The 14518-nt window shown below is 70.6% G+C and carries 9 protein-coding genes and 1 pseudogene; 2 read left to right on the forward strand and 8 right to left on the reverse strand.

Annotation, left to right across the window (positions count from 1 at the left end; genetic code table 11):
* Positions 1–217 precede the first annotated feature (217 nt).
* The gene (locus ACZ7KX_RS41910; protein WP_470331209.1) at positions 218–1861 is read right to left on the reverse strand and encodes a serine/threonine-protein kinase; all 1644 of its coding nucleotides are present in this window, start codon (positions 1859–1861) and stop codon (positions 218–220) included.
* Between the two features lie 305 nt (positions 1862–2166).
* Positions 2167–3597 carry a flavin monoamine oxidase family protein gene (locus tag ACZ7KX_RS41915; RefSeq protein ID WP_470331210.1) on the reverse strand — a complete coding sequence of 477 codons (1431 nt, stop codon included), beginning with the start codon at positions 3595–3597 and terminating at the stop codon, positions 2167–2169.
* A gap of 499 nt (positions 3598–4096) precedes the next feature.
* Here ACZ7KX_RS41915 and ACZ7KX_RS41920 point away from each other — a divergent pair, with 499 nt between their 5' ends.
* The gene (locus ACZ7KX_RS41920) at positions 4097–4636 is read left to right on the forward strand and encodes a TetR/AcrR family transcriptional regulator (RefSeq protein ID WP_470331211.1); all 540 of its coding nucleotides are present in this window, start codon (positions 4097–4099) and stop codon (positions 4634–4636) included.
* A 24-nt stretch (positions 4637–4660) separates the two neighbouring features.
* Here the strand turns inward: ACZ7KX_RS41920 and ACZ7KX_RS41925 are convergent.
* Positions 4661–4867: pseudogene (locus ACZ7KX_RS41925) on the reverse strand (DUF4436 family protein); the annotation flags it as partial.
* Positions 4868–5599: 732 nt separating this feature from the next.
* Here ACZ7KX_RS41925 and ACZ7KX_RS41930 point away from each other — a divergent pair.
* Positions 5600–7003: a flavin monoamine oxidase family protein gene (locus ACZ7KX_RS41930; RefSeq protein ID WP_470331212.1), complete on the forward strand. Its 1404-nt coding sequence runs from the start codon at positions 5600–5602 to the stop codon at positions 7001–7003.
* Between the two features lie 128 nt (positions 7004–7131).
* Here ACZ7KX_RS41930 and ACZ7KX_RS41935 read toward each other — a convergent pair whose 3' ends face one another.
* The 5 genes from ACZ7KX_RS41935 to ACZ7KX_RS41955 all read right to left on the reverse strand — a co-directional run bounded on the left by ACZ7KX_RS41935 (position 7132) and on the right by ACZ7KX_RS41955 (position 14417).
* Complete coding sequence (locus tag ACZ7KX_RS41935; protein WP_470331213.1) at positions 7132–8505, reverse strand: ATP-grasp domain-containing protein; 1374 nt, start codon at positions 8503–8505, stop codon at positions 7132–7134.
* Positions 8506–8549: 44 nt separating this feature from the next.
* The gene (locus ACZ7KX_RS41940; RefSeq protein WP_470331214.1) at positions 8550–10403 is read right to left on the reverse strand and encodes a non-ribosomal peptide synthetase; all 1854 of its coding nucleotides are present in this window, start codon (positions 10401–10403) and stop codon (positions 8550–8552) included.
* A gap of 35 nt (positions 10404–10438) precedes the next feature.
* On the reverse strand, positions 10439–11791 hold the full coding sequence (locus ACZ7KX_RS41945) for a condensation domain-containing protein (protein WP_470331215.1): 1353 nt from the start codon (positions 11789–11791) through the stop codon (positions 10439–10441).
* Positions 11792–11868: 77 nt separating this feature from the next.
* Positions 11869–13614 carry an acyl-CoA dehydrogenase family protein gene (locus tag ACZ7KX_RS41950; RefSeq protein WP_470331216.1) on the reverse strand — a complete coding sequence of 582 codons (1746 nt, stop codon included), beginning with the start codon at positions 13612–13614 and terminating at the stop codon, positions 11869–11871.
* Positions 13615–13622: 8 nt separating this feature from the next.
* Entirely contained in the window at positions 13623–14417 is a 795-nt protein-coding gene (locus ACZ7KX_RS41955) for a thioesterase II family protein (protein WP_470331217.1), read from the reverse strand.
* Between the last annotated feature and the right edge of the window lie 101 nt (positions 14418–14518).

Here is a 14518-nt window from a genome sequence, read left to right on the forward strand (position 1 = left end):
AGAACGCCAAACCGTTCAAGTGGACCAGGACCGCCGACCAGATCATCGACCGGATCTGCCGCTACTGCTCACGCATCTCCGAACCAGCTCACTAGGCGTCAGCAGGCAGCGGGGCGGCGCGAATTGCGGGCCGCCCCGCTGAGCGGCGACTCAGGAGCCCGCGTGTACGTACCTCACGGTTCTCCCGGGGCATGCCGGGCCCCCTGGGCCCGGTTGGTCAGGCGGAACGCCGGTAGTAGGTGATGGAGACCTTCACGGGGCCGTCGTCGGATGCCGTGTTGAGCGTCCGGACGATGGCGATGTCCTGGGTGCCGGGAGCGCGCACGCAGAAACTGCGGTCGGCGCGGAGGGTGCTGTAGGGCAGGCTCGCGGTCGGTTGGGTCTCGATGCCCTTGAGACAGTCGGACAGGGCGACCGGCCCGGCCGGCGGGATGTAGGCGTCACTGTCCTCGGGGAGGTAGAAGGCCCCGGCCTGGCGGGCCAGGTACCACACCGAGGAATCCTGCGTCACCTTTCCGCCTGTCAGGTCGAACTCGTAGTCCCGGTCGGGTGAGGTGAGTTCGCGGTTCGCGTAGGCGACGGTGTAACCGGGCACGCGGCTCTGCTGGTCGGGTGCGGACGGCGCGGCGGAACTCGGGACTGCGGGGACCGGTACGGCCGCCGCGGCGGGTTGTTCGGGGGACTCGTCGAGGTACTCGGTGTAGTCGAGCAGCAGGAACGCGGCGGCAGCGCCGACCAGGAGGGCGGCCGCCGTCACGAGCACGGTGCGGCTGCGCCGCCGGCGCTTGGCCGGAACGGCCGCGCGTCGCTTGGCCGGAGCTGTGTCCAGGCGCGTAGGTGTCGGTTGCGGACGGGTGGGGGCCGGAGACGGAACATGCGCCGTCGGAGCCTCGGCCGAGCCCGCGGGCAGGCCTGCGGCGACCGGGACGGGTGTGGCGGGAAGGTCCGTGTGGTCGCGGAGGTCGCCGCTGACCTGTGCGGGCAACCAGCCGTCGGCAAAGCGGAGTTCGCCTCCGATCGCCGGGTGTCTACGCGCAGCCTCGATCAACCAGGCCGTTCCCGGTCGCTCTTCGGGGTTCTTCGCCAGGCAGAACCGCACCAGGTCGTGCAGTCCGGGCGGCAGGTCCGAGAGGTCGGGCTCCTCGTGCACCGCCCGGTACAGGGCGGTGGGTTCGGGCCCTTCGCCGAAAGGCGGTCTGCCGGAACCCACGTAAGCGATCAGCGCACCGAGTGCGAAGACATCGGTGGCGGAGGTCGCGGGCTGTCCGAGAGCCTGCTCGGGAGCCATGTAGCCGGGCGATCCGATGCGCAGTCCGGTTCCCGTGAGCGGGCTCGCGTCTGCCGCGCGGGCGATGCCGAAGTCGATGACGCGCGGCCCGTCGGCGGCGACGAGCACGTTGCCCGGCTTGAGGTCGCGGTGGACGACACCGGCGGTATGGATCGCCTGCAGTGCCTCGGCGATGCCGGCGAGCAGGAGCAGTACGGTCCGTTCGGGAAGCGGCCCGTGCCGGTGGACGACCTGCTGGAGGGAGGGGCCGGGCACATAGGTCGTCGCCAGCCACGGGTGGACGTCCTCGGTGCCGGCGTCGACGACCTGGGCGGTGAAGAGGCTGTGGATGCGCCAGGCGCTGGCGACTTCTTGGGCGAAGCGATGGCGGAACTCGGGATCTTCGGCGAGTTCGGGTCGGATCGCCTTGAGTGCGACGGGACGCCCACCGGGGGTGTACGCCAGGTAGACACGGCCCATGCCGCCGGCACCGAGCCGCGCACGCAGCCGGTAGCCGCCGATCTCGCCGGGATCTTCGGGGCCCAGCGCCTGGAAGGCCGAGGAAACGGGCGCGCCGAAACGCTCTGTGGTCATGCTGGCTCCCAGCGGGTCGTGCGGTGGAGAGGGGGACGCAGAGGGAGTGGGGCAGCCAAGATGCGCCCTCGGCGAGTGCCGGCGTCCGGATCGCACCGGATCTTAACCGGCTGCCCGGTCGTGCCCTTCGCCGGACGTATGCACCTGGGTGGTCTCGATGCCGGGCGCACGCTTCTTTCCTCTTGCTGATCGGCTGCCCCGTGGGAGGCCGACGACTGCCCCCGGGGTCGCGCATGCCGGTGCGGGCACCGATGGCAGGGTTCGTCCTTCCGGACCCGTTGGCCATCGGCGCCCGCACGGTCGTTTCAGCCCGCGATCTCCTTGGCCGCACGGATTCCGGAGAGGTAGGCCCCGTGAACGGTCGCGGACGACTCGCGGTGCGTGGCCTCACCGGCGAAATGGACCCGGTCACCGATCCGGGCCGCGAGCGCGTCACGCATGCTCGGCGTGGAGCCGGTCCGGTAGTACGAGTAGGAGCCGTGTGCGAACGGGTCGGAAGCCCATCGGGTGATCTGGAAGTCGATCGGCTGGGGGATGTCACCGCCGTACATGGTCTTCAGCGTCTCCATCGCGCCGCCGACGATCTGGGCGTCACTCCAACTCTCGATCGAGCGGCCGAAGTCGGCGGCGTTGAAGCCGAGCAGCAGGGGCTGCCCGACGGCACGGTTGAGGTTGATCCACTGCTCCCACTGCCCGTACTTGTCCAGGTTGGGTGCGAACATCAGCCAGTCGGTGTCCGCCCAGAACACCTTGGGGAAGCGGAGGTAGCACTTGTTGAGGACGCCCACGCCGAGCTTGTCGATCGCGGCTCGCTTGTCCGCGGGCAGGCCGGGGCCGAACTTGACCGAGCCGCTCTGCAGTACCCCCAGCGGCAGCGTCACCACCACGTGTTCGCCTTCGAACACCCCCCTGTCGGTGGTGACGGTGACGCCGTCGGCCTTCCAGTCGATCTGCTGGACGACGTGCTCGGTCCGCACGTCCAGGTCCTTGGCGAGCAGATCGGTGACCTGGTGGTAGCCACCGGGGAACAGGACGTCCTTGCCCCTGATCGAGGCCCCGTTGTCGAAGTAGAGCCCCGACAGGTCACCCACGCTGCCGGAGTACTCGTGCTCGTAGTCGTTCAACGCGAAGGAAGCCAGCGCCTTGTCGTTGTTCGACAGCGATGGCCAGTTCAGTGCGCGCTCGACAACGCTGCGCACCGAGGTGTCCTTCTGGTCGTCGTTCTGGTCCTGGTTGGTTTCCAGTGCCTGTGCGGCGGCCTTGCGCCAGCGCTGCATCGCCTGCTCGGAGGCGTCATCGGCCTTGTGGCCGTTGGCGAGGTAGTCCGTGGCGCTTTCGGAGTCGGTCGTGACCATCTTCGCGCCGGCCTTCTTCGCCAGGTCGGTGATCGGGTTCTTGTCGACGCCGTGGATCCAGGAGGCACCCATGTCGACCGGGGTCCCGGCCCACTGCTCGCTGGTCCAGATCCGGCCGCCGATCCGGTTCCGGGCTTCGAGCACCAGCACGTTCCTGCCCTTGTCGGCCAGGTAGCGCGCCGCCGCCAGACCACCGGCCCCCGCACCCACGACGATCACGCCGCTGCGGTCGGAAGGGGAGGTGCCGGTCGGAGCCGACGGTGAACCCGTCGGGTCTCCGTCACCGTCGTCCCCGCCGTTGTTGCAGGCGGCCAGCGTACCGAGGGCCGTCGCGGCGGTCAGGCCGAGGCCCAGGTTGGTCAGGAAACGTCGGCGGTGCATCGTCATTGGCTGTTACCGATCTGGATCTGCCGCGAGCATGGGGGATCGCAGGAGCGCTGTGCTCGCTCGACGCCGTGCCCGGGGGGACTACGAAGAGGGACCGCGTAGCCTTCGGCGGCGCGCCCGGCATCTCCCGGAACCACACGCGGTGGCGCGAATCCGCCTCGTGATTCGCCCGTCGGGCGGCGCCGGTGGTGCCGCGTACGGATCGGAGCCACGCGACGCTGCGCGGCCTGCCCGGTTCACCTACCGTCCTTGACGTCGACGCCGGCTACCCGGGGAATGCGATGGCCGAACCGAGCTGACGGGAACTACAGCAGATTCCGGAGGCCTTACCCGACGCGCACGGTGCGAGCACGAAGAGGACACGCATCACCCGAGGAGCGGGTCCGACCGCGAGCGCGGCAGGTGGCCCTCTCTTCAGTACAATGAGGCTGATACTGCAGAGCATACATTGAGGCACTGGTGTGTCAATAGAGGCATGAGGAGTGGATAGAGGTTGCGCACCGACGCGACAGAGGTCCTGGACGCAGCGATCCCGGTTCTCGCCAAGGACCGCGGGGCGTCCATGCAGGTGATCGCCACCCGTGCCGGCATCAGCCGGGCCACGCTGGTACGCCTGTTCCCGACCCGCCAGCACCTGGTCCACGCCATGGCGGAGAAGATCCTCGACGACTGCGACCGCGCCCTGTCCCGGGCCGAGAGCGAAGACGCTCCCATGGAGCTCCTACTGACCGCGCTCGCCGCCGAATATCCGCCGTTCGCCCAGCTCTGGAACCTGGTCTACGTCGAACCCGAGGTCCTGGGAGTGCCGGAGGCCAGCACCCGGGCCGGAGACATCTTCAAGCGGACCGTCGCGTTCGTCGAACGAGCACAGCGCTCCGGGCTCCTGCGCAGTGACATGGCTGCGACCTGGCTTGCGTCGACCTTCTGCAGCCTCTCCGAGACGGCGTGGGAACTGACCCTCGAAGGCCACATGGGTGCTCGGCAGGCGCCGGAGTTCCTCATGTCGGTCCTGCTGCGTGGTGCGGCTGCCTGACCGCGGCCGGGCGGTCGCCGCCATCCATCCCAGGGCCGGCCACACCAGGCCCTTGCGCGTGCGCCCGATCACCAGGGTGCCGGCCGCGACCGCCAGCGCCAGCGCCCACATAACGGCGAACATCAGCCAGACCATGGTGAAGGTCCCCCTGGTCCGCCGCGGCTCGACATCGAAGCCGGGCGCCTCATCTGTCCGACTCCCATGCTGCTGACCCTCGCCGGCGTGGTTCACCTCGTGACGAACGATGTCAACCCCCTCGCCCCGCGACGAGCACCCCTGACCACACAGCCTGGAACTTCTCTACTCCCCTGGCCCGTCGCCGTCGCAAGAGGACCGCCGCCACCGCCCCGTTCTGACGCCGGGAGGAGCCCCGAGGGCAACGGTCCGGAGTCCGTTGCGCGACGTCCGACGCCACGCCCTCCGAAGTGGCCGCCCGGAGGAGTGGTTCATCTGCGCCGGTCCGGGACGCGGGCTGACGGCGTACGGGCAGAGGCTTCGCCGGATCCGTCCTGGCATCCCGCGACGCGGTCCGATACCGCCGCCGAGGATCATGGATGCCTCTATTGACACATCGATGCCTCAATATATCCTTTGCTGTGTCCACCTTCTGAGGCGCCAGCGGGGCCGACGACCCCGCGTCCCACGCCCCCGGCCCTGAGTGAGGTCTCTCTCCCTGATCCCAGGGGTGGGATACCGATCGGTCGCCGCACTTCCCGGCGCGGTGCCCCGGCCCTCAGTGCGCGGACGGTGCACGCGTGGCTCCGTGCACCTCTGGCGGTGCGCTTCGCGTTCGTCGCGCAGCGGGTAGCCCGACACCGATTTCGGTGCACGGCTGCCGACGTCATCGGTGAGGTCCGCCGGTCCCGCTCCACACGGCGGCCGGCGGACCGATCATCTCGACCGGAACCAGTTCACCCCACGTACGAACGAATCCCGCGTCAGATCGCAGATTGGTTGACCGCCATGACCATGCAACGCCGAGATCTTCTGAAGGCCCTCGGGCTCGGCCTACCCGCCGCAGCCGTCCTGCGCGCCACCGCGGTGCCCACCGCCGAAGGTGGCATCGCCTCCGCCGCGGGCTTCCCGACCGCCGACCGGCCCGACGTCATCGTGATCGGCGCGGGCATCAGTGGCCTGTCCGCAGCCCGCTACCTCGCGGACCGCGGGGAGGACGTTCTCGTCCTCGAAGCCCGTGACCGCATCGGAGGCCGGATCTGGACCAGCGGGCGCTGGTCCGACTCTCCGGCCGACCTGGGGGCCTCCTGGATCCACGGCGTCACCAACAATCCGATCAGCGCACTCGCCACGCAGGCGAAGGCCAGGACCGTACCGACGAACAACGACAGCACCAGCTACTACCTGCCCGCCGGCGCTCCCGCCACCAGCGCCCAGGTCCAGGCCGTCAACACCTGGGCGACCAAGGCGGCGGACGCACTCACGTCGTACCAGAACGCAGAGGACGCGGACGCCTCCCTTCGCTCCGTCGTCCAGAAGGCCCTCGGCTGGTCCTCGCTGTCCGACTACGACAGGGCCCTGCTCGGCTACGACCTGAACGACTACGAGCACGAGTACTCCGGCAGCACCGACCGGATGTCGGCCCTGAACTTCGACAGCGACGCCGACCTCAAAGGCGGCGATGTGGTGTTCCCCCAGGGCTACCACCAGATCACTGACCTGCTCGCCGCAGGACTCACCGTCCGGACCGGGCAGGTCGTCAGACGCGTCGACTGGACCACGACCGGCGTGGCGGTCACCACCGACACAGCCGTCGTCGAAGCCGACCACGTGGTGGTCACCCTCCCGCTCGGTGTCCTGCAGAGCGGTGCGGTGACCTTCGACCCCGGCCTGCCGGCCGCCAAGCGTACGGCCATGGGCAAGCTCGGCACGGGCGTTCTGAACAAGTGCTACCTGCGCTTCCCCCGCGTGTTCTGGCCCGGCACCGACTGGCTCGGCTACATACCGCCCGCCACGAAGTACGGCCAGTGGACACAGTGGGTGAACGTGACCCGCACCAACGGGCAGCCCGTCCTGCTCGGCTTCAACGCCGCCGACTTCGGTCGCTCCATCGAGAACCGGAGCGACGGCCAGATCGTCGACAGCGCTATGAGTACCCTCAAAACGATCTTCGGTGGCGCGATCCCCGCGCCGACCGACTACCAGATCACCCGGTGGGCATCCGACCCCTGTGCTCTGGGCTCCTACTCCTTCAACGGGATCGGCTCCACGCCGGCCATGCGGGACCAGCTCGCGGCCCCCGTGGGCAGCCGGGTGCACTTCGCGGGCGAGGCGACCAGCCGGACTTCCTTCGCCACGACCCACGGCGCCTTCCAGTCGGGCGTCCGCGCCGCCAAGGAAGTCCTGGCCTGATGCGCGGACAGCGTGGAGTCCCGGGTTTCGGCCCCGCCCGCTGGCGCGGCCGAAACCCGTTCCACCTGCCGGGCTGACCGTGGGCGACGGAGTGCCGCGGAAAGCCGAACCACTCATGCATTCCTCGGTCACTCGTCGGTGCGCCTGCGGGGCGGCAGCTCGTACAGTCCGGTCCCGGCGTGTGCTCCGTTGGTGATGTTGACGACGCCGACGTGGGCGTCCAGGCGGGTGGCGCGGGCCATGATGCCGGCGAAGCCGCGCGCCATGGTGAACACGCCCCAGACCGTCAGCCAGGGCTGCAACCGGCCGTCCTCGTCCGGGAACAGTTCGGTGACCGGGCGGATCCGGCGCTGCACTATGGAGGGCTTGTCGAGCGCGGCGTCGAGGTGCTCGACCCAGCTCTCCTCGGTCACGTCCCCGCCGAGGACCACACCGCTGCCACCGTGCAGGACCGTCGGTTTGAGTACGAGGTCGTGTCGGTCGGCCCGGGCGTAGTCGAGTAGTTCCACCAGCTGCCCGCTCTCCAGCGTCACCGTGCCGGGCCGGACGGTTCGGGTCCACGGCAGGATGCGGTCGAACGCCGCCAGCTCCTCGGTGCCGAACAGGTGCCGGTTCTTCTCGTCCGAGAGCATCGCGAGCGTGGTCTTGCTGGCGTAGAGCTCTGCGTCCAGCGGGACGAACAGCTTCACCTGGTCGGCTGCGGCGGCGCGCACGACCTGGTCCATCAGCGCCGGGGCTTCGGGGGATTCGAGCAGGTCCTCGGCGAGGAAGATCCGGTGGATGATGTCGACGGCCCGGTCGCCGAGCCAGACCCGGCCGTCGCGGTAGTCGAGCTGACCGATGTGGCAGGGGTGCGCGTCTGCGCCCAGGGCCCGAAGTCGGGCGCAGAACGCCTCCAGGAACGCGGCCCAGCCGCTCAGGTAGCTGCTCGGCCAGTCGGCGACCGCGATGACCGGCCGGGACTGCGGGTCGAACCCGGTGGCGGCGTACATGGTGTGCAGCAGTTCCTCGGCGGTGTCGGCGAAGCCGAGGCCGTGCCGGGCGGCGAAGTCGGCGAGGAGCGGGTGTTCCAGCAGGGCCTGGGCCATCACGCCGTTGCCCAGGCCGCCGAGCGAGCTGGTCATGTTGACTTCCACGACCTTGAATCCGCTTTCGTCGACGCACAGATCCGTACGGGCCAGGCGGGTCGCGGCGGCGCCCCGGCTGCGCAGGATCACCTCGGTCTGGGTCTCGGTCATGCCGACGGCCCGGGCGAACGCGCCGAGGTCGCCGTCGAAGAGCCTGTCGGGCAGGCTGAACAGCGCGGTGTGGAGCGTTTCCAGGTCTTCCGTCAGCTGCGCTTGCTCTTCGTGGCCGAGGAAGAGCGGGCGGGGCAGGAAGCGGTTCTCGTAGTCGAGGGCGAGCAGGGTGTCGTGCTGCGCACAACCGAGCAGTTCGGCCGCGGTGGCTGTGCTGTCATTCAGTTCGGCCAGATACTGCTTGGTCAGGGTGCGGCGGTCCACGGAAGGTCCTCTCGGGGGCGGGTGGGCGGTGGTGGCGGGAGTGGTCAGCTGCGTGCCGACGCCGCGCGGCGGGTGGCGACCAGGGCCGCCAGGGCTGCCAGGTCGGGCTGGCGCATGACCTCTGCGGCCTTGACCCGGATCGGGTAGGTGCTTTCGATCAGCGCGATCAAGCGCGCGACGGCCAGCGAAGTCCCGCCCGATTCGGCGAAGTTGTCGGCGGGCGTGAGGTCGGGCTGGTCGAGCAGTCGGCGGCAGGCCACGAGCAGGTACGCTTCGGTGTCCTCTGGCTGCGGGGTCTGATGGGTCGGCGCCGCCCCGGGTGCGGTGGACGCTGCGGGGGCGGCCTGCCGGGCGAGCAGTGCGCGGTCGACTTTGCCGTTGGCGTTCAGCGGGAAGGTGTCGACGAAGCGGACCGTGACGGGCACCGCCTGCTTCAGTACCCGGGCGCGGGCGGCGGCCAGCACGGCGTCCTCGTCGGCCTGCGCCCCTTCGGCGAGCAGGAGGAAGGCAGCCAGCCGTAGGCCGCCGGTGCCCAGGTACGGGACCACGACGGCGCGCCGGACCGAGTCGTGGGTTTCCAGGGCGGCCTCGACCTCGGCCGGTTCGATCCGCGCGCCGCTGATCTTCACCTGGTCGTCCGTGCGGCCGAGGAATTCCAGCGGTCCGTCGGCGCGCATCACCGCCTTGTCACCGGTCCGGTAGACACGGTCCACGTACGGTTGACCTGCGGGGGCCGGCACGAAGCGTTCGGCGGTCCGCTGCGGGTCCACGTAGCCGAGCGCCAGGCCCGCACCGCCGATCCGGACCTCTCCGGCATGTCCCCTGGGCAGGATCCGGCCGTCCTCGTCGGTGATGAAGACGGCGTAGCCGGCCAACGGCAGTCCGATCGGCACGAGGGCGGTCGGGTCGTCGCTTCGGGGTTCCAGGCGGTGGGTGGTGGTGAGCACGGTGGCCTCGGCGGGACCGTACACGTTGTGCACGACCGCCGCGCACTGCGCGGGCGGCCGCACCCGCATCCGGTCGCCGCCCACCAGGATGTGGCGCATGGCCAGGCCGGCGGGCCACGGCTGGGTGAAGGCGAGGTCGGCGAGCGGGGTCGGCAGCAGGCAGTGGGTGAGGCCCGACTCCTGCCACCACTGGAACAGTTCGGCCATCGAGCCGCGGGCGTCCTCGGGTGCGACGTGCAGGGTGGCGCCCGAAGACAAGGCCTCCCACAACTCCTTGAGGTGCGCGTCGAAGGTGGTGCCGACGAAGAGACCCACCCGGGACTCGGGACCGATGTCGAGCCGGTCGCAGGTCCACCGGACCAGGTTGGCCATCGCCCCCTGCGACAGCAGTGCGACCTTGGGTTTGCCGGTGCTGCCCGAGGTGGTGACGGCGCAGAAGGCGTCGCTGGGCGCACCGCTGGGTGCACCGTTCGCCCGTCCGCCGCGCAGAGCGACCATGAGTCCGTCCACCGCCTCGGCCGGCGCAACGGTCCAGCCGGGCGGCGGGGTGGTGGTGCCGTCGGTGAGCAGGCAGCCGATGTCGGCGTCCTCGGTGATCGATTCCACCCGCGCGGCCCCCGGCTGCGCGCCGAGGGAGAGATAGACCGCGCCGGTCCTGGCCAACGCGACCGCCGCGGCCACCAGCAGCGCGGAACGTTCCAGGCAGACCCCCACCAGCTCACCGCGGGTGACCCGGCCGCCGAGGGCCCGCACGATCCGGGCGGAGGCTCGGTCGAGCTCGCGGTAGCTCCAGGTGATGGTGCCGTCCACGACCGCCGGGGCGTCGGGCTGTTCGGCCAGCCGGCTGTCGAACCAGTCGAGTGGTCCCGCCCCCGGTGCGGGAGCGGGCGCGGGCTCACCTCCCCAGGCGATGCTGGGCAGCTGGTGGCCGGTCGGATCGTGGGCAGTCATCTCGTCTCCTCGGGGCATGGTTCGGGGTGGTGGGGTCAGTCATCGGCCGGCGCGGTGAGTGCCGCGAGGCCGGTTGCGGTGTCGGCGAGGTAGGCCTCCAGCAACGCGGTGAACTGCCGCTGAAGTTCGGCGATCCGGGGGCCGTCGTACAGGTCGGTGGCGAAGTCCCAGATCAGCAGCATGCCGCCCGGGCCCGAGCGGGTGTTGACGGTCCGGCGGGAGTCGGGGATCAGTACCACGTCGAGGGCGAAGCGGGAGGTACCGGTGTTGAACGCCTCGTGGATGGACACCTCAAGGTTCAGCCCCTCGACGTGCGGGATCGGCGCGTCGTGCGCACTGAACATGACGTGGAACAGTGGGTTGTCCAGGCCGGTGCCGGAGTGTTCCCCGAGTTCGCGGGCCAGGTCCTGGACCGGGACGCCCTGGTGCGGCAGCGAGCGGATCAGGACCTCGGTGACCTCGTCGACCGCGTCCAGCGCACTGTCGTCGGGCTGGAGGCGGATGCGCAGGGGGATGGTGTTGACGAACATCCCGACGCTCTCCCGGAAACCGGGCGGGCGGTTGCCCACCGCGCTGCCGATCACCAGGTCGGAGCGGCCGCTCTGCCTCCTTAGCAGCTCCGCGAAGAGGGTGAGCAGCACCGAGAACGGGGTGTGCCCGTGGCGACGGGCGGCTGTCCGCAGGCGCTCGGCCAGCTCGGGCTCCAGCAGCTGGCGCAGTTGGTCGCCGTGCGGGATGTCGCGGGCCCGTCCCGGGTCGGCGAGGCCGGGCAGCGGCAGGTCGAAGGCCGCGCCGTCCAGGGCGCCCCGCCAGTACGCCAGGGCTTCGTCCCGGTGGCCCGGCTGTTCCTCGGCGGCCACCGACCGGCGGACGTGCTCGACGTAGGAGCGGGGCTCGGGCAGGTCGGCCGGGATGCCCTGGGCCAGCTCGCGGTAGGTGGTGAACAGGTCTCGCAGGACCAGGCCGAAGGACCAGCCGTCGTGCACCAGGTGGTGCTCGGTGTGAAGCAGCCGGTGGTGGTCCTCGGCCAGCCTGATCAGGCTCCACCGCACCATGGGCGCCTCGGCGGTGTCGAAGGGCTCGTCGTGCTGCTCGCGCCACAGGTCCTCGAAGGCTGCCTCGTGGTCGTCGCCACCGGTCAGGTCCACGGTGCGGTAGCGCGGTGCGCAGGTGCCGTTCACCCGCTGCTTCGGTGGGAAGTCCTCGGGATCGAGTTCGAGGCGGAACGCCTCGTGGCGGGCGAGCACGGTCGCCAGGCTCTGCCGCAGGGCCGGCTCGTCCAGCAGGCCGCGCAGGTCGAGGGAGGCGGTGAAGTTGTAGGCACGGCTGTCGGGGAAGAGTTCCTCGTGCAGCCAGACGATCTCCTGGGAACGGGAGAGGTTGAACATCGGCGCGGCCCTTTCCGGGTCGGTGGTCGTTCGGTGTGCGGGGCTGGTGGCCGGGGGCGGCCCCGGACGCCACCTGCTCAGCGGGCGGGTGGGGTGGCGGTGACGGTGTCGCGGAGCAGGAACTCCAGGCCGTCGCCGTGAAGCCACTGCGCACAGACGCCGGCGTGGTCGGCTCCGTCGGTGTCGGCCAGGCGCCGCCGGGCGTCCGCCATGCGGTGGCGTGCGTCGGCGCAGAACACGTCGGCGAGGTCCTGGGCCGGTCCGGCGCCCTCGCGGTGCAGTCGGGCGGCGTTGGCCAGCACCGCGGACATGGTGAACAGCTCGGCGGAGACCCGGTTGAGCAGGATCAGCGTGCGTTCCTTGGCGAACAGCTCCTCGGGGTCGGGGTGTCGGTCCACCAGGTCGCGGCCGAGGCGGGCGAACTGCACGGCTTGTTCGGCAACGAAGCGCAGGTGGTCCCGGTTGCGCGGGGACAGGCAGGCGTCCGCTGCGGTGAGGTCGGTCGCGGCCTCGGCGATGGCCTGCGGCTCCGGGTAGTGGCGCGAGAGCAGGTGCCGGGCGGCCCAGTGGTCCACGAGGAAGTCCACCCCGCCGGCCACCCGCAGGGCACGCGCGTCGCGGAAGAACCGCTCCACCGGCAACGGCTGAGCGCCGCGCCGGGCCTTGCTCGTCGCCGTCTCGAAGCCCTCGGCGGCCAGCAGGGACAGGGTGCGGTCGACGATGCGCCAGCTGGTCATCGAACTGATGTTCTTGGCTGCAGTCCGCTCCGGGTCCAGGTCGATCCCCGGGTGGCGCTCCTCGGCCAGCAGGCACCACTCCACGACGCTCTCCACGGCGAAGGTCTCGGCGAGGTTGGCGGCGATGATGCGCTGGATCTCGTCGTACTGCTCCAGCCCGAACCCGCCGACCGTACGCCGCCGGACGAACTCCCGGGACCAGTGCAGGCAGAGCCGGCCGATCGCCAGGGCGGGCGCCGAAATGGGGTACATCCGGCCTCGGACGCTGATGGTGTGCAGTTCGGGGGCCAGACGCCACTCGTCCTCGGCGGTCAGGCCGTCCAGGGTGAAGACCCGGCTGTGCGGGACGAAGACCCGGTCGAAGGTGAGGGCCGCGTTGGGCAGGCCCTTGAGACCCAGGTACTCGTGCCAGGACCTGACCGTGAAGCCGGGGTCGGTGGTGTCGACGAAGAACAGCCGGATGTACTCCCGGTCGTTGTCGTGCACGGTGGCCGAGACCCTCAGGAGGCCCGCGATCGGGCCGTTCTGGATGAACACCTTCTCGCCGCTGATCCGGAATCCGGTGCCGTCCTCGGTCGGCACCGCGGTGGTGGCCCGGGTCCGGTTGATCGCACCGGTGGGCTCGGTGTCGGCGTCGCCGGAGATCGCGCCCGCTGCGAGCAGCCGTTCGAGTTCGGACTTCAGCTCGCCGTCGGTCAGGATCGGCAGGTAGGCGCCGGCGCCCAGTCCGAGGTGGACGGACATGGCGTAGCAGGCGGTCACCGACCAGCTTGCTGCGGCCTGGATCATCCGGAAGGCGTTGTGGGCGGACAGGCCCAGACCGCCGCGCTCAAGCGGGTCCTGGAGCCTGAAGTAGCCGCGGGCGGCGCAGGCTTCGTGGAAGCCGTCGGGCAGCCTCGCGGTGCGGTCCACCTCGGTCGGGTCGACGGTCTCCTGGAGGAAGCGCATCAGCTCGGCGACGGCGGCGTCGCCGCGGGCGCGGTCCTCATCGGACGGGGCGGGGAAGGGGCTGATCAGGTCCCAGCGCACGTGCCCCAGGTGGAGCTCGGCGAGGAAGCCGGCCGGGGTGACGGTGTCGTGAGTCATGTCTGCTTTCACAGGTCGTGGGAGAGCGAGTGGACGGGCGACCCGGCGCGCCGGCGGTCGGTGAGTGCGGCCCGGATCAGTTCGAGCAGGGCGGCGCGGTGCTCGCGGAGGTAGAAGTGACCGCCCGGCAGCAGGTTCAGGGCGAACGGACCGCGGCTGTGGCCCTGCCATCGGGTGAGTTCCTCGGCGGGGAGGCGGTCCTCGGTGCCGCCGAAGACGTGCAGCGGCAGGTCGAGGGGCTCGCCGGGGGTGTGGCGGTAGCTGTCGACCAGTTCGAAGTCGAAGCGGTGCGAGGCCATCACGATCGCGAGTAGGTCCGGGTCCTCGGCCACCTCGTCGGGGAGTGAGCCGTACTGTCCCTGGATGGCGGTGAACAGCTCCCGGTCGCCGAGGTGGTGGATCGGCGGCAGTCCGCGGGGCCGGTGCGGGGCCGGGCAGGCGGACAGCAGCAGGCGTTCGGGGCCGGGCAGGCCGTGCTCGCGCAGGGCGCGCGCGGTCTCGTAGGCCAGCAGGGCGCCGAGGCTGTGTCCGAAGAAGGCGAACGGTGCGCGGAACACGGCCTGCCTCACCAGATCGTGAACCAGCGGGCCGACCCGGGTGTACTGCGGGTCGTCGAGCCGCGAGCCGCGGCCGGGCAGTTGCACGCCCCACACCTCGATGCCGGTCACGTCGTCGCCCCAGCGGACGTACTCGGCGGCCGAGCCGCCGCTGTGGGCGAAGCAGTACAGCCGGATCGCGGCGTCGGGGCGCTTGCGGCGGTTGACCAGCCAGCGTGGGGCGGTGTGCCCCGGGTCCTCAGGCATGAAGGGTCCTTAAGAATGTTGGGCGGTCCGGGAGGACCGGGTGTGGCTGATGGCGTGGTTGCCCTTGATGGCTCCAGGAGAATGGCCGCCCGGTCCTCCGG

The sequence above is a fragment of the Kitasatospora sp. NPDC038210 genome (assembly GCF_055600605.1).

Coding starts and splice junctions, on each gene's coding strand:
- ACZ7KX_RS41910 (WP_470331209.1), bottom strand. CDS start 1,861: ATGACCACAGAGCGTTTCGGCGCGCCCGTTTCCTCGGCCTTCCAGGCG.
- ACZ7KX_RS41915 (WP_470331210.1), bottom strand. CDS start 3,597: ATGCACCGCCGACGTTTCCTGACCAACCTGGGCCTCGGCCTGACCGCC.
- ACZ7KX_RS41930 (WP_470331212.1), top strand. CDS start 5,600: ATGACCATGCAACGCCGAGATCTTCTGAAGGCCCTCGGGCTCGGCCTA.
- ACZ7KX_RS41940 (WP_470331214.1), bottom strand. CDS start 10,403: ATGACTGCCCACGATCCGACCGGCCACCAGCTGCCCAGCATCGCCTGG.
- ACZ7KX_RS41945 (WP_470331215.1), bottom strand. CDS start 11,791: ATGTTCAACCTCTCCCGTTCCCAGGAGATCGTCTGGCTGCACGAGGAA.
- ACZ7KX_RS41950 (WP_470331216.1), bottom strand. CDS start 13,614: ATGACTCACGACACCGTCACCCCGGCCGGCTTCCTCGCCGAGCTCCAC.
- ACZ7KX_RS41955 (WP_470331217.1), bottom strand. CDS start 14,417: ATGCCTGAGGACCCGGGGCACACCGCCCCACGCTGGCTGGTCAACCGC.